Origin of the sequence: Sneathiella sp. (assembly GCF_041689005.1) — a bacterium.
Lineage (GTDB): Bacteria > Pseudomonadota > Alphaproteobacteria > Sneathiellales > Sneathiellaceae > Sneathiella.
This window is the reverse complement of record NZ_JBDNHC010000179.1, coordinates 17,176-37,973: the sequence shown is the minus strand read 5'-3', so window position 1 is coordinate 37,973 and position 20,798 is coordinate 17,176. Positions and strand designations below refer to the sequence as shown.

Sequence of the window (20,798 nt, the reverse complement as noted above, 5' to 3'; positions counted from 1 at the left end):
ACCGATTACTCTCCTGCTTCAATCTGTTGGCCGGGAACGGGCGTCTCTATTGCTTCGTTGCTTCTCGCCATACCTTTGGAACGTATTGTCATCCAGATATTATAGCTGCCGACAACGGCGCCGGTCAGGAAGAAAAGCCCCCCGATCGCGCGGGCGATATAATAGGGATGCATCGCAATCATGGAATCCACGAAGGAATAGGCTAATGTCCCGCTTTCATTATAAGTTCGCCACATAAGTCCTTGAATAATACCGGAATTCCACATCGCGAAGACGTAAATAAGCGTTCCCGCCAAGGCAAGCCAAAAATGAACCTCCACCAGTTTTGGCGAATACATTGCGCCCCGTTTCCAGAGCCAGGGAACGAGCGAATATATTGCACCAAACGTAATAAAGGCGACCCAGCCCATTGTCCCCGCATGAACATGACCAATCGTCCAGTCTGTATAATGAGAGAGAGCATTTACTGGCCTGATTGCCATGAACGACCCTTCAAAAGTTGCCAGGCCGTAAAAAACTGCAGCGACCATCATAAACCGCAGCGTTGCATCATCCCGCACCTTGTGCCATGCCCCGTTAAGCGTCATCAAAGCGTTACCCGCAGCAATCCATGACGGCACAAGAAGCATCACAGAAAAGCTCATCCCCAGCGTCTGCACCCAGGTTGGCAGCGCCGTATAATGGAGATGGTGAGAACCAACCCACATATAGAAAAAAGTAATTCCCCAAAAGCCGACAATTGACATACGGTACGAATAAATAGGCCGTCCGGCGCGCTTTGGTAAGAAATAGTACAGCATCCCAAGAAACCCGGCCGTCAAGAAAAAGGCAACGGCGTTATGACCATACCACCACTGTGTCATGGCATCCTGAACACCGGAAAATGCCGAGTAGCTTTTGAAATGGTTGAACGCAATTGGAATGGCCAGATTATTGACAATATGCAGAACCGCGACAACAAGAATGAAGGCCATAAAGTACCAGTTTGCAACATAGATATGTGGCTCTTTCCGGCGAGCCAGTACGCGCATGTAAAGAACAAAATAGGTTACCCAGACAATAACCAGTAAAATATCCGCATACCATTCCGGTTCCGCATATTCTTTAGACTGTGTTATGCCCATGAAATAGCCGGATACGGCAAGCAGACAAAACAGATTATAGCCAAATAATATAAACCACGGAGTAAGCTGATCCGGCATCCGCGCCCGACTCGTCCGTTGAACAACATGAAAGGATGTTGCAATAAGCGCGTTACCACCAAACCCAAAAATAACACTCGTCGTATGAACGGGTCGTAACCGGCCAAAACTGGACCAAGCCGCGTCGAATGTCATTTCGGGATAGGCGAGAAGCCAGGCAACCCAATCGCTGATAAACATGCCGAATACTGCCCAGATCATGGCCAGAACGATCCCTGCCTTGATTGGGTCGTCATAGTAATGCTTGAGACGTTCCTTTCCCGGTTCCGGATGATAATAACCGGACAGCACTATAAATATCCCCCCAAAACCAGCCGCCAGAACCAGGAAACCATGCAACCTGAACAAATCATCAGCCGCAGAAACAGCCATTGCCAAACCACAGAGCATCAATAATGTTAACATTACTAACGCAAGTTGCCGTTCTTTTACTGTCAGTTGCGAAACCATTTATCTTTTCCTTAAAGAAGTCAGCAATTGTGCCGTATCCATCTCAGTTAAAGCTCATAATGTCAGAAATCACATTGACATAGCGCAAACATATTTGTTCCAGCGCGCTTTCAGAAGTATATCAGTTATGTCCATAATTTTCACTATCTAGCGCTTATAGGCAATATATCGTCGCACAGATTTACCCCTCTTTTTACAGATCGTATTCCAATCTGAGAAAGCCTCTTCGGGCTATCAGCTCCGTTTTCGCGTAAAAAACAAATTTGCAAAGCCAGCGCTGAAACCTATGAACGCCAGCACCCATGTAGTTGCGGCAATTTCGAGCAGTATTTCCGTCCCGGCCGGGTACAGGGCTGCGGCAATTCGGAAAACCGCCGATGTCCATATCATGATGAGGATCAGTTTGGTCTTAAAGTCCGCTTTAAGCGGCTGCCCTGTATGCCCCAAAGTTGCGCGAATCATAACAGAGAACGTCATTGACCCAACTGCGCCGACGCCGAACGCATGCATTCCAGCAACCGGAGAAATATCGCCCGGCCAGAAGCCAGAGAGGGCAACCAGGATAAAACCCGTAGGAATGAAAAGATAACTGATATGCAGAATGGCAACAAGAAAGTCACCGCTCGCCCGATCGCCCGCCCAGCGCGCAAGCCGTACAAGCTGCACAAGGCCGGCGAGCCCCATAAATCCCGCAACAACCGGGCCTTCGATCAGGACTACCCAAATGGCCAGCGCAACAATACCGATAGCGAGAGACACGGCATCGAACCGGTCGAAAGGCGTAGGTAAACGGCCCGGATTCTCGCGAACAAGAAAATTGCGGGTAAAACTTGGAATAACACGCCCGCCGATCAACATAATCAGGATAATCGCCGCAGCCATGGCGAGCCGTCGGCTGTAATCACTCGTTCCAAAAAAATGAGCCTCAAGATGAAATCCGACGTTCGCCGCCAAAAAAACAGATATGGGGAGAAGAACCTTCAGGTTGCGCCAGTTTTTTCCGGAAATGACCTCATTGCCAATGACAAAAACAATGGCCGTCAGGAAGGAAAGGTCAATAGCCATGGTGAGCATCCAGCCGAAATAGACGGAGAATGTCATGGCAATACGCCCAACACTCCAGATCAACACAAGCAATAGCAACGGGCTTCCCTGTATAGGCATGCGCCCTGTCCAGTTTGGAACAGCTGTGAAGAGAAACCCGGAGATAACTGCTGCCAAATATCCGAAAAAGATTTCGTGGATATGCCAATCAATGGGGTTAAATAGGCTCGATAACTCCAGACTTCCGTAGAATACCGGCAACCATGCCATCATCACAAGCCCGGCAAAGAGAGAGCCAAAAAAGAAAAGCGGCCGGAATCCGTAACTCAAAATTGCTGGACCCCGATAATCTCGCAACCTAGGAATTGCCATTGTCTAACCCTCGAAAAAACAACAAAGAACGCGTAATCAAACAAGGCGGATGTTTGCTTGCATTGATACTTTTATCGCGCGTCCATATATGCGTGCCGGGCGGCGTCCGTTAAAACTATAAGCCCGCTAACAAGGCTCCCGGCGATCAACAAAAGGATGCCCTATCAAGCGTTTCGAAGATACTTCCGGCAGTAAGGCTGGAACTATTCTCAGAATCATCACCTTCTATCCTCAAGCCAGTCGCTTAAGTTGTCAGCGGGCAGTCATGTGGGATAGCTTCGAATTTGCTCTGTCACCAAAGTTAATCACCGAACTTTGAATAACCGTGCCCTTTTCATCCACGACCAACCGGTATTGGCAATTATTCGAGAAAAACGTCAGTCGGAATTGACCCTCGTCCTTTTCTATCCCTTGCTCACAGAGAGAGGTTATACTGCCGTTTCGCATGCCTGCCTGAAGGCTAGCAACGTCAATTTTCAGGCCTTTGGCAACGACTCCAGCGTCAATCTCAATGTCTCCATCAAGACTATCTATCCGGACCATTTCCTCCAAAATATCACGTCCTTCCGTCCTTCTAGAATATGCGTTCATTTAGACTTCTCGTGTAGTGGCGCCGGAATAAGCACAATCCGCGATAGATGTAGCATCAAGGGAGTGAAAAAAGGCCTCCCGCGCCTCAAACAACCGCGCTTTCAATCTACAGCTTGGCGTCAACAGGCAATTCCCGCCATCCTGGCGAAAACATTCGACAAGAGCATGCCTCTGCTCAAGGTAACGTATCACCTCGCCCAACGTAACCTTATGGGGCGGGTTTGCGAGGCTAATACCCCCACCTGCCCCATGCTTGGTTTGCAAATATCCGCCGCGAACAAGATCTTGAACAACCTTGGCCAGATGGTGATACGAAATTTGAAACTCTTCCGCTATTTCACGGGTCGTGAGTATTGTTTCTGGCTTGTCCGCCAAACGCATCATCACCCGTAATCCAAAATCGGTAAAAGCAGCAAGTCGCATTGATCGTCCTTACTCTCAGCAAAAAATTAAGTATAAAGTTTATAAACCAGCACCGGAAATACCTTTATACCGCCCGGTTTCAAAGCGCGGGAAAAGGACATTGTTCTCTAAATGTATATGTTCCACCAGATCATTCGTAAGTTTGACGAGACCAATGTATAGGGCTTGCCATGATCGGCACGCTTCTTTTGGCAGGTTAAAATTATCTGTCAGTTCTTTTAGGCGTTCCAAAAATACCCCCTGATCATTGTGATCGTGACGCATCTGGGAAATCGGGGCATCCAGTGTTGTATCAGTCCATCGCATGGCCGGGAACAAAATAAGTTCTTCCTTCTTCATATGAACTTCAAGCTCTCCCTCTATTGCACGCAACAGCAAGGCAACACCGGCTGGAGCATCGGGGTGATCCTTGTGAACAGCCTCTACTTTGCGCGAAAGCATAATCAACTCGGGAATTTCGCGGCGATGCGTTTCGTGATAACGGCTTTGGATATACTCCGTCAACTCACCAGAAGACAACTTTGTAGAAGCCGGCAGATCTTCAACGTCCAATGCGCAAAGAGCTTGTTCGACAAAGGACACGTCAAGACCTTGATCCTTCGCAGCTATATCCAGGGTAACATCCCCATGGCAGCAGAAATTAATATTTAATTTTCTGAATATTGCGGCCGCTCCTGGCCGCATCGCTGCAATTTCGCCAACAGTCTGATTGTACAGCGAAGGCTTGGTAGCATGAATTGTCATTGTGAACCTCCATCATAATCATTTAGTACCGCGCCCCGACAACTAACCACTTTCAGAATTCCATTTAGGGTAACCCGAATACGGGACTCCATCTTAATTGGTATCTATAATACTAGTTATAAATTTTATTTATGGTATTGTAAATACTAAATTAAAAAAATATTACGAACTCACGCACAACAAACGCTCAAAATAATAAGTGTTGAAACAATCAGGCTATATCTACCGGCATCTATAAAGCTTCGGCCATTGCCGTATTAATGAAAATTTCATTGAGTGCTGTAGACGGCCTTAGATAACGGTATCATCGGCTAATCCCTAATAAAGGAACTGGTCTAAACCCAGATTTATAACTAGTAGTGAGGCAAAACAGAAAGTGAGATTAGGCAATTAACCGCCAAAAGAAGATTGCACTCATGGAAAATCCAACAATTGCAATTATAACCCGGATAACGGGCCTGGGAAGAGCTCTGGCGATGGGGGCTCCTGCATATCCACCGACGGTGGAAGCCGCCATCATAATGATTGCCTGATACCACTCAACCAAACCACCAACAGCAAAAATTGCGACAGAAATAGCCGACAACGCAAACGAGAGGCCGCTTTTCAAGCCATTCATTTCCAGAAGGTCTGACATCCCCCAAAATGTAAAAATAGCGAGCAAAACAATCCCAAGACCCCCGTTGAAATAACCACCATAGACGCTAACGAAAAACAGACCCGTTGCACCGAAAGGAGTCACAAAGCGGCTTCGCCGTGCCGCCCAAACTCTAAATCTGTCCCCAAATAGAAAAGCCAGCGTTGCTCCCAAGAGTAAAAAGGGAACAACAGCCGAAAATGCTTTGTTTGATGAAACTGTTAAAAGCAACGATCCCAAAAGACCGCCGGCCAATGTAACCAGGATAAGGCGCACCAAAATTGCCTGGTCAAAATTTTTCAACTCTTTGCGAAAACCAACTGCCCCACCAAGATACCCGGGAAATACTGCAACGGCACTTGTTGCATTCGCGACCACTGGCGGAATGCCGATAAAAACCAGCGCAGGGAAAGTCAAAAATGTCCCGCCCCCAGCAATCGTATTTAATACACCCGCACCAAATGCGGCCAGTAGTATCAATGCCGTTTCCAACTCATGCACCTTCGAAATAGGATGATTTCTGTGACTACCTTGTCAAGTTGGTCGCCTTCCAGACACTGTCATGTATGGACGCCTCCTGAAATGCAAGAGATTTCTGATTTGGCAGTTGGACGGGTTTGCAGTCATCAACCCGGCGTTTTCCTGCGATATATTAACTGCTGGGCGGATGATTTCAGGCGATGCCTTGAAATGGCGGAAAAGGGTTGTAATATTTCATTTAGAAATACCGCGATCTCAGTGGGCCTTCGAAAAAGTAATTTAATCTGACAATGCCGTTCAAAGTTCCTAGGCATAACGGTATCCAACTGCCTGGCTAAAGGGGCGCCATCCAGACATGTCGCCGCTGGTTATTTCATTGCATCATATTCAGCGAAAATATCTGTGAACCTCTCCTGCGCCTTTTCAGGGTTTTTAGCTGCTTTAACGGCGTCTTCATTCTCAGGATTGCCGACCACGATCAGGGCCACCATACCCATCGTATAATGAGGAAGGCATTTAACTCCATACATGCCCTTCTCTGTCACCGTTAAAACAAATTCTTTATTGAACTTGCCTTTAAATTTATCAACACCGTCCGGCAGCATGCTTTTGATAGATTCTACGTTATGCCCCTTGGTCGTCGGGAGAAAGGTCACAGTATCACCCGGTGCAGCTATGACAAGATCGGGCTGAAATACCATTCTTCCCTTGTCGCCCTTGTTTAACATTTGAACATCGATATTTTTCGCATCGACGTTACCGGCGGCGAGTCCGATCGCCATAAGAGTTAAAATTATCAGTAGCTTGCGCATGATATAGCCCTTCAACAAATTATCGTTTTCTATAACAGAGGGATACCATCGACCGAGGAATTTGAATTTGTGCTTCAGCAAACTAAAGAGGCCTTTTTGTGCCCTCGCCTGATATTTCCCTGAGCGCTGACTTGCCGCCGTCCATTGGCATGGAAAAGCGTGATCTATCAGACTTTCTGTCGAAGACACGCTCTGCGCGTTACCCCAGAAAGAGCCGAATATTCGGTCAGCCCTCAATCCGTCTTTTTTTCAATCGCCTTCGCTAGTTCTACCAGAAATTCGCTAACATCAAGCCCATGCTCATGGGCTGCGTCGATCGCATTGTGAAAGGTTGACAGCAAACATCCTACGCAATGCATCCTGAAACGTATAAGAACAGAAATAGTTTGTGGCCATTCCTGCATAATCTCGTTTATCGACATTTCAGGGCTGTATTTCTTTCTTCGGGCCAAATCAGTCTCCCGCAAAAGTACTAAAGTAAAGAAAACGGCCGGCGACATGTTGTGCTTGTGCAAATTACCGTCACTTTACTTCCTCTCATTTTGCTTACGAATAAGCAGCTATAAATGTACATAACCGTGCACGATATGCATGTGCCGCTAGCTCCTGCTAAAAAATGCTAGGCGCCTTAAGTTTCATATATCACACGATCGATAAACGGTAATCTGGAGGCCAATTCCCTGCCCTGATCTGTTGGAAGCATAGAAAGCGCGGTCGACGCCATATCCGCTTGCGTTGCAGAATTTGATATTACAGTCACGGAACGCTCAAACTCCGCGCAGCCGCCTGTTAAAGGGTTCAGAAGATGATTTGCCCTGGAATTAGGCGAAAACGGGCTGCCGTATCCGCCGGACGTCGCGAGTGCCTTGTTCATCAGATCTACTTTTGTCGTAATGGTACTGCCATCTTTTGGCGAGACAATGCCGACGCGCCAGGGCGTCCCGTCTGGCTTACCGCCCAAAGCATGGTTTTCTCCCAAAGAAACCAGCACATTGGTAAATCCGGCCGCTCTCAGAAGTGCCGCAACCCGATCCGTTATGTAGCCCTGTGCAATACCATTGAAGGTCGCCGCCATGCCGGGCTTTTGAAAGGCAATCCGCCTCGGCGTTATATGATTATGCTGTGATCCAACATATTTTAGGGCATCTGTGATTTCTTCATGGGCGGGACCCGCGGGATTGGCATTTCCCTTTGAAAAATGATCGACATATAGTTTCCACAAAGGCTGCACCGTCACATCAAATAACCCGTCTGATTGCTGTGTGAATGACATTGCGAGGGACATTAATTCCAGAAACTCGATATCGGGGTCATCCAGATAACCTTGTGCGTTTAGCCGGGATATCGCAGAATTCGGCTTATATAGGCTGAAAAGCCTTTCAAGGCGGATAATTTCACTCTGGCACCTGTTCAGCTGTTGCTTGGCCCATTCAGGATCGTCATGATAGAGCTGAATAGAAGCTTCCGCCCCGAGCGCAGATCCGGTCCAAGTGATAGGTCGTAGTACGGCTTTGGTTGCGGCGGCGGATCCCGTCAAAACAGCCATGGTGCCGACTACGCCGGCGGAAACGATAAAGCGACGGCGGGAAATTCCTGATTTAGGTATCTGCTTCATCATTTTTACAATTCCTTTTTTAACAATTTACCTGCGGTATCTTGGAGTTTTATTTTTCTGACAGCAGGAAGGTCGATGGTATCTCGTTAAATTTCACCGCCTGCCCACCGTGCTGCTCTGAAAAATTGCGAGCGGCTTCAATCGAACCAAAGGGAATAGTTTCCTGCATTCCCATACCGCCGCGCTTATTGCTCCCCAGGACATAATAAGCCGTCTCGGCGGCAATCCAGATACCGTCTGCTTGCGGCTTTTCCCAACTGTCAGCGCGCGCCATATCATGAACATAAAATGCGACAATGTCCTGCGCTTCGCCGGGTAATCTCGTGTAGGCAATCGCGTCCCGAACCGACGCAAACCAAAGAGGATCAGCGCGCGCCTTTTCAAATATCTGTCCCTTTGGTCCGATATGCTCTGACAGGATCATCCCGCAGTAAACCCCAACTGCGTCATCGGTAATCGCCTGGGGTACAGGAACGCTGTCAGCGTCATTGTCACAGCTTCCAAGCACAGCAAGGGATATCAGGCAAAGGCTAATTTTAGCGATGGCTTTCATGATGATCTCCGTTGAAACAGGACACATGACATCATGAGCGGAGCAACGATCCAGACGACCAGGAGGACGATAAGGGTGGAGGCGGTGACGGCCTGATCCGCCCTTAGTCCTGACATCCCCGACAGCAGGGCTGTCTCGGAATTGGTTGACAGATTATACATGCGATAGGCGTCAGATGGGCTTGCCATCATGATCCATTTGACTGCATCGTCATTGATCAGGCCGGAAACGTCTGATGCGAGAATACCCAGCAGCGCCATATCGAACAGCACAACAAAAACCAGCCAAATTACAATTGCACCGGCCGCTGCCGTTCCGCGGTCTCGTGTCAACACGCTGAGGAGAAGCCCCAAGGAAAGAAAAACACCCCCCAGCAAGATGGAGGAGAAAAGGAGCTTGAAGAAAATGTCCCATGCCTGACCCGCGAGAGGGATATCGCTGGTTGTGGCGATCGCCAGTGTCGCGGCGCCATATCCGACAATAATCGCAAAAGACAGGATGCTGAAATGTCCGAGAAACTTGCCAAGCGCAATCGCCGACTTGGAAATCGGATAGGCAAGCAGCAAGGTAAGGGTCCCCCGCTCCTCTTCGCCGACAATGCTGTCATAAGAAAGCAGTAGCGCAATGAGCGGTATGAAGAAGATGCCAAGTGAGGACAGACTGACCACGGTGACGGCCAGAGGTGTGATATTGGTAGTGCCGACCGGCGCGCTACCGAGAAGGGCAAGAATAAGCGCGAAGGCCGCCGTAACGACGGTTACCTGCGAAGGACCTCGATTTTCGAAGATCATTGCAGATAATATTTTAGGAACAGCATGAATATATTCGAAAACGCACGACGGCTATTTGATCCAGTGCAAGCTCAAGGAAGGAAGTTTCGCTCGTTCATGTATCCGTTTTATTGGTAATATCTGACGAATGCGGTCTCGTAGTCGACGGCCCGTCCGAGGTTATGAGCTTCTCCGTTGATCTTCACAAATATTTTGCCCAAGTGTCATAGCCAGGCGGGTGATATCTTGGAATAGAAAAACGGATTACAATTATTGAAAGAGCAGGGAAATAAATGTTGAAAACAGGTTATATGATCGCCTAAATAATTTAGCTGAAAAATATTTTCAATCTATTACGCCGGATTTACGTTTCGACGACACCCCATTTAAAAGGGCCTAACTCGCCAGGATATCCACCTTGTCGGGATCTAATGCGCGTTGTTCCCAATGATTTTTCTTCCATATGATGAGTATGCCCTGAAATCCAGATGTCCGGCGTTAGAATGCCATTCGTTATATCATCAGCCCAATTGTTGTTGAAATAAGGCGTCAGCGGGCTTTCCGCAAACTCCGGTGCGATCATAGGAACCGGCGGAAAGTGAGAGACGACAACCGTCTGGCCATCAAAAGATTCCGCAAGGCTTTTTTCCAGAAACTGTCGGCTATTCGCATTCCATTTGCGAGTGTCATCGGGGACAAGATCCCTCATTTCGCCGTTCGGTTCAGCCAATTTAACGCGCTTATAATCATAGATTATTTGCTGTGCCAGCTCCATGGCAGGCTCTGGGTTGCCCATCATTTGGAAGTCCGACCACAAAGTGCATCCAAGGAAGCGATGGCCGTTCAAAATCAGTGTTTCATTTTCCAGAAAATGTAAATTCTGTGTTGCTGCTGAAAAATTTTGACAGTCGTTCCAAAACCGATATGCCTCCTCACCGTATAACTCATGGTTCCCGCATACGACAATGACCGGTATCGCCAATTCTTTTATGCATTGCTGAGAATATTCCATAATTTTAGGCCGACCGGAAATCTCGTTCCGCCCTTTATAAATATCGCCAGCAAGTATCAGGATATCTGCCCCCCGAATACTGTCCAGTTCCGGCTCTGCAATACCAAGTTCCAGATGGAGGTCACTTCCATAGGCAATCTTCATGATTTCTCCGAATACGAAATGTCCAGCTAGCGAACGCTTCGTTGATATATCCCCTCTCCGGGTGTCAAGTCGAGGTTGTTTTAAATGTCGTTACTCTACTGCTAATCACGCCATCGCCAATTGCAAAAACTGTTGATGTTCACAGCAACTTTCGAAGCGGATTCCACGTAGCATAACGGGTTCCCTATAGTTTTCTACCTCTTGGAATGTCTTGGCCAAAACTTCCGCTGGATCTTGACGGTAGCCCGAAAACCATTCTGCAAATGCCTTCGTAACGCGGCCGCGTGTTTCAAGCAGCCCTTCTCGCGATGGATCATCCCCAAGCCAGCTGATCAGCGTTCTTACCGCGTCCTCAGCTTCGGGTTTACTAACATTATTGCCAATTGGACTAGTTCTATCTGCTTCGCAGGATTGCGGCTGCCTAAGTTTAATCGTTGACACAGTCAATCCTTTACTATTTCAAAAAGTTAAAAATAATTTCCGGTTATTCGCTATGCGAGCTTGTGCGGGGATGGGCGGAAAGTGATTTCAGATATTGAATTATGGCATGCCGTTCAGCTGCTTTTGGCAATCTAAACCCCATCGATGTGCCCTTTACATAGGCCGTCGGGTTTGCCAGCCATTTTTCCAATGTGTCATCCCGCCAGACGGCATCAAGGTTTCGCAAGGCTTTGCTATATTTATAATCCGGCACCGTTCCAGCTTTACGCCCATAAACGCCGCGATGGCGCGGACCAATACGATTACTATCGAGAGAATGGCATCCTCCGCAACGTCGTTTGTATAGTTTTTCACCTTCGATAATAGCGGATTCGGAGACAGCGTCAGGGGAAGCGCTGTCTCCGTTTGATATCATTTGCGTGCTAACTAAGACTAAAGACGTAGTAGCATCTTTTGCAGCTACACTATTCGATACCAGAATAGCACTGGCACACAACATGATATACAAATTGCATCTCATTTTCGATACTCGCAACACGGAGTTAAAGGCTAACCGAACATCATTGCGTTTTTGGGAATTGGCTCGCCAAGAGCGTTGGCAAGAATAGCCGCATGAAACGCCTCGTCTCCCGCCATTTGCGCGGCAACCTGATGAAAATCAGGACCGAGCGCCGGAATCAGGCCAAGATAAGCGTTGGCCGCACCACGTTCCAGCCCAAGCGCCAGCTGCAGCACATCTGTCTGATTTTTGAGTGTGGAAGCCTTTAGGTCCTTCGCGTATTCGCCTAGGGATTTCTCCTCAGCTGGTGTTCCGCCAAGCGTTTTTACCGCTTTCACCAGTATGTCCCGGTGACCTTTGTGGTGTCCCTGAAACGTTACGCCGATATCAACGACAGCGGGTTGCAGAAGACCACTTGTTGCCGCAATCTGATAGGCAGCAATCCCTTCATGTTCCAGAGCAATTGCGGCATTTAAAATTTGAACATCTTGCGATGCATCTGCGGCAGAAGCCGTCTTTATTTTGCTTCCTATTACAAGCGCGACAGCGGCTGCAGAGAGCGTTTTTCCAGTCGCACTCAGCAATGCGCGGCGAGAAGGCAGAATCAGGGTGTTATCTAACATCAAATTACTCCTTTAAAAGTGGTTAGGGTTGAATTTCCAGGGCAGCCAAAACACGATTGGTCATGGCATCACAGTCCGCACCTGCGAATGCGATCGTGTCTGTAAAGACTGTTTCGAATTTCAGTTCCAGATCTTTACGTAGATCACGGCGGGCCCTGAAAAGCCGCGATTTGACGGTTGCTTCCTTGATTTGCAAGGCCTCGGCAGTCTCGGTAACAGACATGCCCTCGATATCTCTCAGGACGAATACGGACCGAAAGTCGTCTGGCAACCGTGCAATCACAGATTTTAGAAATTCCGAGAATTGTTTGCGAATAAGTTCGGCTTCCGGTGACATGGGCATAGATTCAGGTGAGTATCGGGAGTGATGTTCATCGAGAATGGCAACATCCTGTTGCTGAAGCCCAGCGTGGCGGCGTTTTAGTGATCGATGCCGATCAATTGCCGCGTTGTAAACAATACGCGTAAGCCAGGTCGACAAACTGGATTGTCCACCGTATGTTTCCAACGAGTTGAATGCTTTCAAATAAGCCTCCTGAACAACCTCTTCCGCATCCGCATGATTGCGCAATACACTCCATGCTGTGCGAAACAGACGTTGATTGTTAAGGGTGGTAATTGTCCGGATCGCGAGCGCTTCCCGGCGAACCGCGCGCCGTACAAGTTCGGCATCATCCATCATTTCAAAATTAATACGTCTCTGAGGCATCTTGTTTATTCCTTTTGCTCGGTTAGACGACAAGCTGCCGGAAAGGTTCCCGTTTTCAACAACAATAATAATTGCGTCCCTGGTCCGTCTGATAAAAATCACTCCAGTCGAGGCTGTCAGACAGATGCACTCTCGTCTCTCTATGGCGCGAATATGCTTCTTCATGTCGCGTTAGTGGAATAGATCTGACGTACATCATTACAGCTGGGCGAAAGACTTCAAATGAGGTTTTAAAATGGGGAAATGAGTTCTATGTTGTCATGCTAAGAAACTAGGCGCCGAGAAAATGCTCATCAATGCATATCTGCAAATAATAATAGTTCAACACTTTCTAGCTAAGTTATAAAGAATCCTCACTGTAAGGAAAATATCTTACTCGGTCTTCTCAGAGCAATCCGTTTTAAAATGATATTGGCCAAATTTAGCCAAGTATTTTTATACTTGAGCAATAAACCGAATTTGACAACTCTAAATTATTCTGTGATTCTCAAATGCGCAAATCGCTGATTTTGATGATTGTTGTTGGTAGTTCCATTCTGAAAGTTTTTTGCGAAATGTCGCAACGTATATCCCCCTTTTCACCTTTTCGATACCTGACGTTTCGCTCTCTTTGGATCGCAACCTCGGCATCCAATTTGGGAGGACTGATACAGACGGTTGGCGCCGGGTGGATGATGACCAAAATTTCAGATTCATCTCAAATGGTTGCGTTGGTGCAGGCTTCTTCCACATTACCTATCATGATGTTTTCATTGGTTGCAGGAGCACTCGCAGATAGTATTGATCGTCGTCAAATCATGCTTACAGCTCAAACATTTATGTTGGCCATATCTTCCGGCTTAGCTGTTCTAGCATTTGCGGGCTTTTTAACACCCTGGTTGCTTTTGTTTTTCACATTTTTGATTGGCTGCGGCACAGCCTTGAACAATCCATCGTGGCAAGCATCTATCGGTGATATAGTTCCAAAGGAAGAGCTTCCCAATGCGGTTGCGCTTAACAGTATGGGTTATAATCTCATGCGGAGTGTCGGCCCCGCAATCGGTGGAGCTATTGTGGCATTTGCAGGTGCAGCTGCGGCTTTCGCGATTAATGCAGTCAGTTACTCAGCTTTGCTAATAGCGCTTTCGAAGTGGAAGCCGGACAGCGCTCCCCTAACTTTACCACGCGAACGGATTGGCCGGGCATTATCGGTTGGATTGCGTTATGTTACGATGTCTCCCAACCTAATGAAGGTGATGATGCGCGGGTTCTTATTTGGACTTGGTGCGATTTCCGTGCTTGCTTTATTACCTCTTGTCGCCCGCGATATTGTACAGGGTGGCGCACTGACTTATGGCGTTATGCTGGGATTCTTTGGTCTTGGAGCAATCTGCGGCGCTTTTCTAAATTCGCATCTCCGCGCATATTTCAAGAATGAGGCAATTGTTTGCTTTTCATTCCTGTTTTCTGCTCTTGGCACGGCAATCATTGGCTTGAGTAGTGATATTAGGATCAGTTGTCTTGCTCTTATTATTTCCGGTGCCAGCTGGGTGCTCGTTCTATCTTTGCTTAACGTAACGGTGCAATTATCTGCACCGCGTTGGGTTGCCGGCAGAGCACTTGCTTTTTACCAAACGGTTACATTTGGTGGAATGGCGGCAGGGAGTTGGGTTTGGGGAGCCATAGCTGAATCATATGGTCCCGAGAATGCATTAATCATAGCGGGTGCTGTTCTGGTGTTTGGTTCATTGGTCGGACTCTTGATTTCGTTACCTGAATTCGGTCTTTTAAATCTCGATCCGCATGATCGGCTTTCTGAACCGATAATCCAACTCGATCTTACATCGCGAAGCGGTCCTATAATGATAATGGTGGACTATGAGATCTCACAACAGGATATACCGGATTTTCTTTCTGCTATGGCTGAGTGGCGGCGAATTAGAATACGGGACGGTGTTCAGCAGTGGGTTTTACTTCGTGATCTTGAGAACCCGGACATCTGGATCGAAAGCTATCACGTTCCTACATGGGTAGAATATGTAAGATACAACAAGCGCCGCACCAAAGCAGATAGTGAGATATTTGATCGGGTGATAGCATTCCATCGCGGTCCTAAAAGACCATCCGTGCATAGAATGATTGAACGACAGACAGTGGCATTGCACGATGACACGCCACTCAAACCGCATCCTGAAATTCATTGATCTAAGTTATTAACCTGTCGGCATAACCCAAACCAGTTTCATAGGGATGCGATAGACTTCATAATATACGTGAAATCTTGTATTAAGTGCTTTTCATGAGGGACCGTATGGCGCGGTTACTCGCAAGACATTTGATATGGTCGTGTCCTTCACGAGCATTAGGAAATAACGGTTTGGGCAATTCTACTAACTACGCCCCGCTTCTCCCTAGTGCTCCTGGCAACGCGCGATGATTTTCTCAAGCAGACAAGCTTCCGCTGCCGCGCTATCACAGAGCATAGGATCGGGAACGAAGAGAGCCAAAGCTTCTTCTATCCCATCGATACCGCGTAAGACAGCTTCAACTTCACGCGAGAATACGTTTACTCCCGCACGCCGCCGCTTGTTTACTTCGCGTAAGGCTCGCGGTCAGTGACCGACGAATTTCGGTTTTCGCTTTTCGAAAAATGCGCGTTTACCCTCCTCAACATCCGCACTTCCGGCGATCTGATCAGTCACGATCATGGCCCGCATCATCTCCTCGGCTGGGGATTTAGGCAGCATGTGATTGTTCACCACGTCCTTGAGGTATTGAACAACAAGAGGTGCCATGTCGACGAGCTCGCGAGCCATCTCCATGGCTGTTTCAAGACTCTTTCCAGGCGCAACGCATTCTGTCACCAGACCCATTTCATAGGCACGACGCCCGGTAAAGGTCCGCCCCAGCAACATGATATCCATCGCGGCTTTATGCGGAATACGCGCTGCGATGCCTGCGACCATGCCGCCGGTTACGCCGACCTTGCCTTCGGGATAGCTAAACTTGGTGTCCTCGGTGGCCACACAGATATCTGCGAAAGCTGCCAGGACGAGGCCGCCACCGATGCATATCCCCTCGACCGCAGCGATGATCGGCTTGTTGGTCTCGACACCCACGGTCGGAACGACGCGCCAGAACTCAGGAAACTCCGCTAGGTCAGCACCCGCGCAAAAGGCGCGATCCCCTGCTCCGGTCAGCACCAGCACTCTCTGGTCGGATGCGTCGAACTCCTTCATGGCCTGCTGCAGTTCGCGCGACATTGTCAGATTAATCGCGTTTAGTTTGTCCGGGCGATTGAGCGTAATGATAGTAATTTTCTCATCTTGCTCTACCTTGATCGTTTCCAACTTGAATCTCCTCTTATTTTTCTTGCGCAGTTTTGCGCTTGGGTTTTTGTTTTCGACCAGGTCTTTGCTACGGTGGGTCGTGGATGGAACGGCCCGACCCTGCGAGAGTTCAGAGCTTCTGTCAAGCCATCCTCTTGCCGATTTCAAATCTGAGCCAATATCGGACGATGGCTTCGGCTCGTCCGGACGTCCTTGAATAGTCCTACCGCCCACTACATCAACCCCCGTTCTGCAGCACTTGACGCAACGGCCACCTCAACGCTATCCAGAATGGAGCACGCCCGATCTCGTACAACCGATTTAGAGCTAAACTCAGCTATAGAGCTTTTTTATCAGCCACTTGCGTCGCAACGTTTTCTATTCCTGTGCTTGACAAGTCGACGTCCTACCGTATTTTGGAAATAACAATCCATACTACAATATGCAGGAGGATAGCATGACGGATCGGGCCGATAACGGACCGGATCAGGACGACGTTTCGCGTGGACCGCTGACGGGTGTGCGCGTGCTGGAATTCTGTCAGGTGGCCGCGGGGCCGTTCTGTGGTCTGCTGTTTGCAGACCTTGGTGCCGACGTGATCAAGATCGAAGGAAAGAACGGCGACAGCATGCGCCAATGGCCTCCCTTCAACGAGGGCTACAGCGAGAACTTCGCATCTCTCAATAGATCAAAGCGCTCGATCATGCTGGACCTGAAGCAGGAGGAAGATCGGAACGTCGCAGTCGAACTGGCAAGAACCTCTGACATTCTCATTGAGAACAACCGACCAGGGGTTATGGAACGACTGGGACTGGATTACAAGACGCTGGCCGAGATCAACCCCAGCCTCGTCTACTGTTCGATATCGGCTTTCGGCCAAACCGGACCACGGGCGTCGGAGGGAGGGTTTGACCTCACCATTCAGGCTATCGCTGGCGTCATGGGGGTAACCGGCGAAATCGGGCAACCGCCGGTGAAATGCGGCGTTCCTATCTCGGATTTCACCGCTGGCCTCTATGCCGCCTACTCCGCCCTCGCTAGCGTCTTTGAGGCCCGCCGAACCGGTCGCGGCACACACGTGGACGTCCCCATGATGGGCGTGACCCTTGGCGTCAGCGCCTTGCAGACTAGCCAGTATTTTGGAACGGGGGAAGATCCCCTCCCGCTCGGCTCGGCTCATCCTCGCAATGCGCCCTACCAAGCCTTTGCTGCCAAGGACGGCTATTTCGTCATGGCAGCTGGAAACGAGAAACTCTGGGCCAGTGTTTGCAGTATCGTGAACCGGCCCGATCTCCTAAGTGACCCGCGCTTCATCAAGCAGATCGACCGCGCCGCGAACCAGGTTGAGCTGAAGGATATCCTAGAACAGGAATTCATCGCCGAGCCCGTAGCGGTCTGGCTTGAACGGTTTTCCAAGGCTGGCGTCCCCAACGGTCCCATCAATTCGATTTCCGAAGCATTGAACGATCCGCAGGCTCAGCACCTAGGTTGGGTGGAACCCCTCGACCTGCCGGGAGGCGGCACAACCAAAACCTTCGGGCCCCCGGTCCGGTTTTCGGGCCAGCCTCGACCCGTCCTGAAAAGCCCCCCGGCGCTTGACGAACATGGTGCCGAGATCCGGGCATCCCTTGCGTCAACGAAGGAGCGCACTCTCTGATCAGCAAACCGCGGGATTTCATCACCAGCGTGAATAATTTATTGGGAGTTTAGAATGAATTCGGTGACATCCGACATCCGGGGGGACAGCGATATCAGCGTGCTGTTGAACCCAAAGTCCATCGCAATTGTCGGTGCCTCCGAGGACATCAAAAAGTTTGGTGGACGCATTGTACATTACCTGCTGAAGCACAGATTTCCCGGCGAAATCTATCTGATCAACCCGAAAAGCAGTGAGATATTTGGCCGTAAAACCTACCCCTCCCTCGATGCCGTGTCCGGGTCACCTGAGGTCGTATTGATCGCCGCCTCCAAGCCACACGTGCTGGCGGCTGTTGAGAGTGCGGGCAAGCTGGGTGCCAAGGTGCTTGTAATCGTGTCGAACGGATATGCCGACGCCGGCGATCGCGAGGCCGAAGAGACGCTCGTCACCGTTGCCCATTCCTACGGAATGCGGATCGTCGGTCCGAACGTCATGGGCTATTCCAGCCCTGCAAACGGGCTGGCCATGATGGCCTCGCACGTGATGAATGTCGATAAGCTACAGGATGGCAACGTCGGCATCATTAGCCAGAGCGGCGGGGTATTGAGCGCCCTGATGGACTTTTTCGTCCAGCATGGCTGCGGCATGTCCCATACCTTCCCGACCGGCAACCAGGCCGATCTCGATTTCTGCGACTTTGCTAACATGATGATCGATGATCCTGCGACCCAGGTCATCTGCACCTATGTCGAAGGCATCAAATCTCCAGAACGGTTCAACCAAGTGGCGCGGCGAGTGCAAGCCGCCGGCAAGCCTTGGCTAATGATGAAATCTGGCCGCACTGAAGCCGGCATGGAAGCCGCCTTCTCCCATACTGCTAGCTTGGCAAGTAGCCACGCCGCGTTTGCCAACATCTGCCGCGACAATGGGATCGTCTTGCTCGAAGATTTCGAGGCACTGGTCACCGCTACCCTGCTCATGTCCCGGCATCCCAAGGCTAAAGTTGACAAACTGGCGGTCCTCTCACCCTCCGGTGGAAGCTGCGTCATGACGGCGGACCTGTTCAGCGATTATGACCTGCCACTAGTCGAATTCAGTGCCTCGACCCATAAGAAATTGGCGGGGTATTTTCCGGCGGGCGTCGTCAACCCGATCGACACCGGCATCGCGATCAAGGATCCGATCGTAGGGTCCTGCGGCCCGTCCGCTGAAGTAGTGAGTAAGGACCCGAACGTCGATCTCCTGCTGGGCGTGATCAGCACCTGCCCCGATGTACGGCTCGTTACTCAGCTTATTGCCGACGGGGCGGGCAACAAGCCCTGCCTGCTAGTTATCCAGCCCGCCGCTATGGCCGATTCGGCGCGGGCATACCTACGCGACAACGCTATTCCTTATACCGACAGCCTTCATACTGCGATCCGTGTCATCAAGGCCCTGCGCGATGCGAACCTCGCCACCGGGCGCGACGAGGCCGTACGGCCCGAGGGGTGCAGTCTGCCGTCGTCGCTGCCGCAGGGTGTGATGGACGAGCAGACCACCAAGGCCCTTTTGAAAGCTTACGGCATCCGGACCAACGCCGGCCTTCTCTCCACCAACGCCGACGAGGCGCAGAAGAGTGCCGCCAACCTGATTTGCCCGCTGGTGCTCAAGGTGGCGTCGCCGGACATCGTGCATAAAGCGGATGTCGGGGGCGTGATGCTTAATATTTCCAGCCCCGAAGCGATGGGTGAAGCGGTCCGTAAAATGCAAGCGACCTTGGCTCGCACTGCTCCCAACGCCCGGATTGAGGGCTTCCTGGTCCAGGAACAGGTTTCGGGCCTCGCAGAGGTGATGATCGGAGTCCAGCAGGACGCCCTCTTCGGCCCGATGGTCATGGTCGGTGCAGGCGGCAGCCTTGTCGAACTGCTGGCCGACGTGGCCACGGCGACCGCACCCATTTCGCTGGCAGATGCCGAGAGAATGCTGAACACACTTAAGATCTCGACCATTCTTCACGGAACGCGTGGCCAGCCACCACTGGATATCGGCACCGTAGCTGACGTGATTTGCCGTGTGAGTTGGCTGGCCCACGACCTAAGCGGTCAGCTGCTCGAACTCGATATCAATCCGCTCTTCGTTGCCGAAGACGGCAAAGGTGCCGTTGCCGTGGATGCCCGAGCCCTCATGGTGTCTGACTGAGCGATACAGAAAAAGTGATAACCTGCCATCCGGTTTGCTAATGGTTTGCAGAAAGAGAATGTTCAGACAATCAATTTTGGGATCAGACCAAAATGACCGAACTATTCAAACCACTTTTCGAGCCGAACTTGCGCCGTAGATAGAGACAACCAAATCCGGACATCATCGTCATTGACTATCTGGAGCAGTGAGCTTATCTATCGAATTATGAGAATGCATGCAGATCATTTCCGGTTTCTTATACTGAACCGCCCCTTTCCCCGGGCGGTCTAGGCGCTTTCGCGTCTGCCATACCTCTCGGGGCATCCCCATACAATCAAATTAACTTCGCGAGCGGGCTCTTTCCGGTAGAAGGCATGACGACAGTTTGTCGTCATGTATGTCAGCAAACTACAGGTGGCTATTAACGCGAACCACCGAGCGTGACACGCTGCGCTGAAGATCTTTACGCTTGCACCAGATATCTGGAATTTTCTTAAGGTTCAAAATTTAGGTGCAGAACAAGCGGCAGACCGTCTTCAACTGTCGTCGCGGACGCCCAAACTAATTTTC

The 20,798-nt window shown here is 49.9% G+C and carries 20 protein-coding genes; 3 read left to right on the top strand and 17 right to left on the bottom strand.

Annotated features, from left to right (window positions below):
* Positions 1–5: 5 nt before the first annotated feature.
* The 16 genes from ccoN to ACESNI_RS19230 form a co-directional block, all read right to left on the bottom strand.
* Complete coding sequence (ccoN, locus tag ACESNI_RS19305; RefSeq protein ID WP_373090107.1) at positions 6–1,652, bottom strand: cytochrome-c oxidase, cbb3-type subunit I; 1,647 nt, start codon at positions 1,650–1,652, stop codon at positions 6–8.
* A 234-nt stretch (positions 1,653–1,886) separates the two neighbouring features.
* Positions 1,887–3,068 (bottom strand): NnrS family protein, encoded by a 1,182-nt coding sequence (locus tag ACESNI_RS19300; RefSeq protein WP_373090105.1) that lies wholly within the window; start codon positions 3,066–3,068, stop codon positions 1,887–1,889.
* Between the two features lie 252 nt (positions 3,069–3,320).
* Positions 3,321–3,659: a DUF6522 family protein gene (locus ACESNI_RS19295; RefSeq protein ID WP_373090102.1), complete on the bottom strand. Its 339-nt coding sequence runs from the start codon at positions 3,657–3,659 to the stop codon at positions 3,321–3,323.
* On the bottom strand, positions 3,660–4,082 hold the full coding sequence (locus tag ACESNI_RS19290) for an Rrf2 family transcriptional regulator (protein ID WP_373090100.1): 423 nt from the start codon (positions 4,080–4,082) through the stop codon (positions 3,660–3,662).
* A gap of 39 nt (positions 4,083–4,121) precedes the next feature.
* Complete coding sequence (gene ric, locus ACESNI_RS19285) at positions 4,122–4,826, bottom strand: iron-sulfur cluster repair di-iron protein (RefSeq protein WP_373090098.1); 705 nt, start codon at positions 4,824–4,826, stop codon at positions 4,122–4,124.
* A 382-nt stretch (positions 4,827–5,208) separates the two neighbouring features.
* The gene (locus ACESNI_RS19280; RefSeq protein ID WP_373090096.1) at positions 5,209–5,955 is read right to left on the bottom strand and encodes a sulfite exporter TauE/SafE family protein; all 747 of its coding nucleotides are present in this window, start codon (positions 5,953–5,955) and stop codon (positions 5,209–5,211) included.
* 356 nt (positions 5,956–6,311) lie between these two features.
* Complete coding sequence (locus ACESNI_RS19275) at positions 6,312–6,944, bottom strand: pseudoazurin (protein WP_373090093.1); 633 nt, start codon at positions 6,942–6,944, stop codon at positions 6,312–6,314.
* A gap of 44 nt (positions 6,945–6,988) precedes the next feature.
* Positions 6,989–7,207 carry a DUF1858 domain-containing protein gene (locus ACESNI_RS19270; protein WP_373090091.1) on the bottom strand — a complete coding sequence of 73 codons (219 nt, stop codon included), beginning with the start codon at positions 7,205–7,207 and terminating at the stop codon, positions 6,989–6,991.
* A gap of 176 nt (positions 7,208–7,383) precedes the next feature.
* Positions 7,384–8,373: an FAD:protein FMN transferase gene (locus ACESNI_RS19265; RefSeq protein WP_373090089.1), complete on the bottom strand. Its 990-nt coding sequence runs from the start codon at positions 8,371–8,373 to the stop codon at positions 7,384–7,386.
* A 46-nt stretch (positions 8,374–8,419) separates the two neighbouring features.
* Positions 8,420–8,923 carry a nitrous oxide reductase accessory protein NosL gene (locus ACESNI_RS19260; protein WP_373090087.1) on the bottom strand — a complete coding sequence of 168 codons (504 nt, stop codon included), beginning with the start codon at positions 8,921–8,923 and terminating at the stop codon, positions 8,420–8,422.
* A complete protein-coding gene (locus tag ACESNI_RS19255; RefSeq protein WP_373090084.1) occupies positions 8,920–9,714 on the bottom strand; it encodes an ABC transporter permease subunit in 795 nt (264 codons plus the stop codon). The genes ACESNI_RS19260 and ACESNI_RS19255 overlap by 4 nt, the downstream gene beginning before the upstream one ends.
* Positions 9,715–10,057: 343 nt before the next feature.
* On the bottom strand, positions 10,058–10,849 hold the full coding sequence (locus tag ACESNI_RS19250; RefSeq protein WP_373090082.1) for a metallophosphoesterase: 792 nt from the start codon (positions 10,847–10,849) through the stop codon (positions 10,058–10,060).
* Between the two features lie 105 nt (positions 10,850–10,954).
* Entirely contained in the window at positions 10,955–11,290 is a 336-nt protein-coding gene (locus ACESNI_RS19245) for a GTP cyclohydrolase I (protein ID WP_373090079.1), read from the bottom strand.
* 43 nt (positions 11,291–11,333) lie between these two features.
* Entirely contained in the window at positions 11,334–11,789 is a 456-nt protein-coding gene (locus ACESNI_RS19240) for a cytochrome c family protein (protein ID WP_373090141.1), read from the bottom strand.
* A gap of 50 nt (positions 11,790–11,839) precedes the next feature.
* Positions 11,840–12,412 (bottom strand): ferritin-like domain-containing protein, encoded by a 573-nt coding sequence (locus tag ACESNI_RS19235; protein WP_373090076.1) that lies wholly within the window; start codon positions 12,410–12,412, stop codon positions 11,840–11,842.
* Positions 12,413–12,434: 22 nt separating this feature from the next.
* Positions 12,435–13,121 carry an RNA polymerase sigma factor gene (locus ACESNI_RS19230; protein WP_373090074.1) on the bottom strand — a complete coding sequence of 229 codons (687 nt, stop codon included), beginning with the start codon at positions 13,119–13,121 and terminating at the stop codon, positions 12,435–12,437.
* 554 nt (positions 13,122–13,675) lie between these two features.
* On the opposite strand from ACESNI_RS19230, the gene ACESNI_RS19225 reads away from it, so the two are divergent.
* Positions 13,676–15,304, top strand: coding sequence for an MFS transporter (locus tag ACESNI_RS19225; protein ID WP_373090139.1), 1,629 nt, complete (start codon positions 13,676–13,678; stop codon positions 15,302–15,304).
* Positions 15,305–15,712: 408 nt separating this feature from the next.
* On the opposite strand, the gene ACESNI_RS19220 is transcribed toward ACESNI_RS19225, so the two are convergent.
* On the bottom strand, positions 15,713–16,450 hold the full coding sequence (locus tag ACESNI_RS19220; RefSeq protein WP_373090072.1) for an enoyl-CoA hydratase/isomerase family protein: 738 nt from the start codon (positions 16,448–16,450) through the stop codon (positions 15,713–15,715).
* A gap of 436 nt (positions 16,451–16,886) precedes the next feature.
* Between ACESNI_RS19220 and ACESNI_RS19215 the strand changes: the two genes are divergently transcribed.
* Both ACESNI_RS19215 and ACESNI_RS19210 read left to right on the top strand, forming a co-directional pair.
* Positions 16,887–18,086, top strand: coding sequence for a CaiB/BaiF CoA transferase family protein (locus ACESNI_RS19215; RefSeq protein ID WP_373090069.1), 1,200 nt, complete (start codon positions 16,887–16,889; stop codon positions 18,084–18,086).
* A gap of 54 nt (positions 18,087–18,140) precedes the next feature.
* Positions 18,141–20,246 carry an acetate--CoA ligase family protein gene (locus ACESNI_RS19210; protein ID WP_373090066.1) on the top strand — a complete coding sequence of 702 codons (2,106 nt, stop codon included), beginning with the start codon at positions 18,141–18,143 and terminating at the stop codon, positions 20,244–20,246.
* The last annotated feature ends 552 nt before the right edge of the window (positions 20,247–20,798 follow it).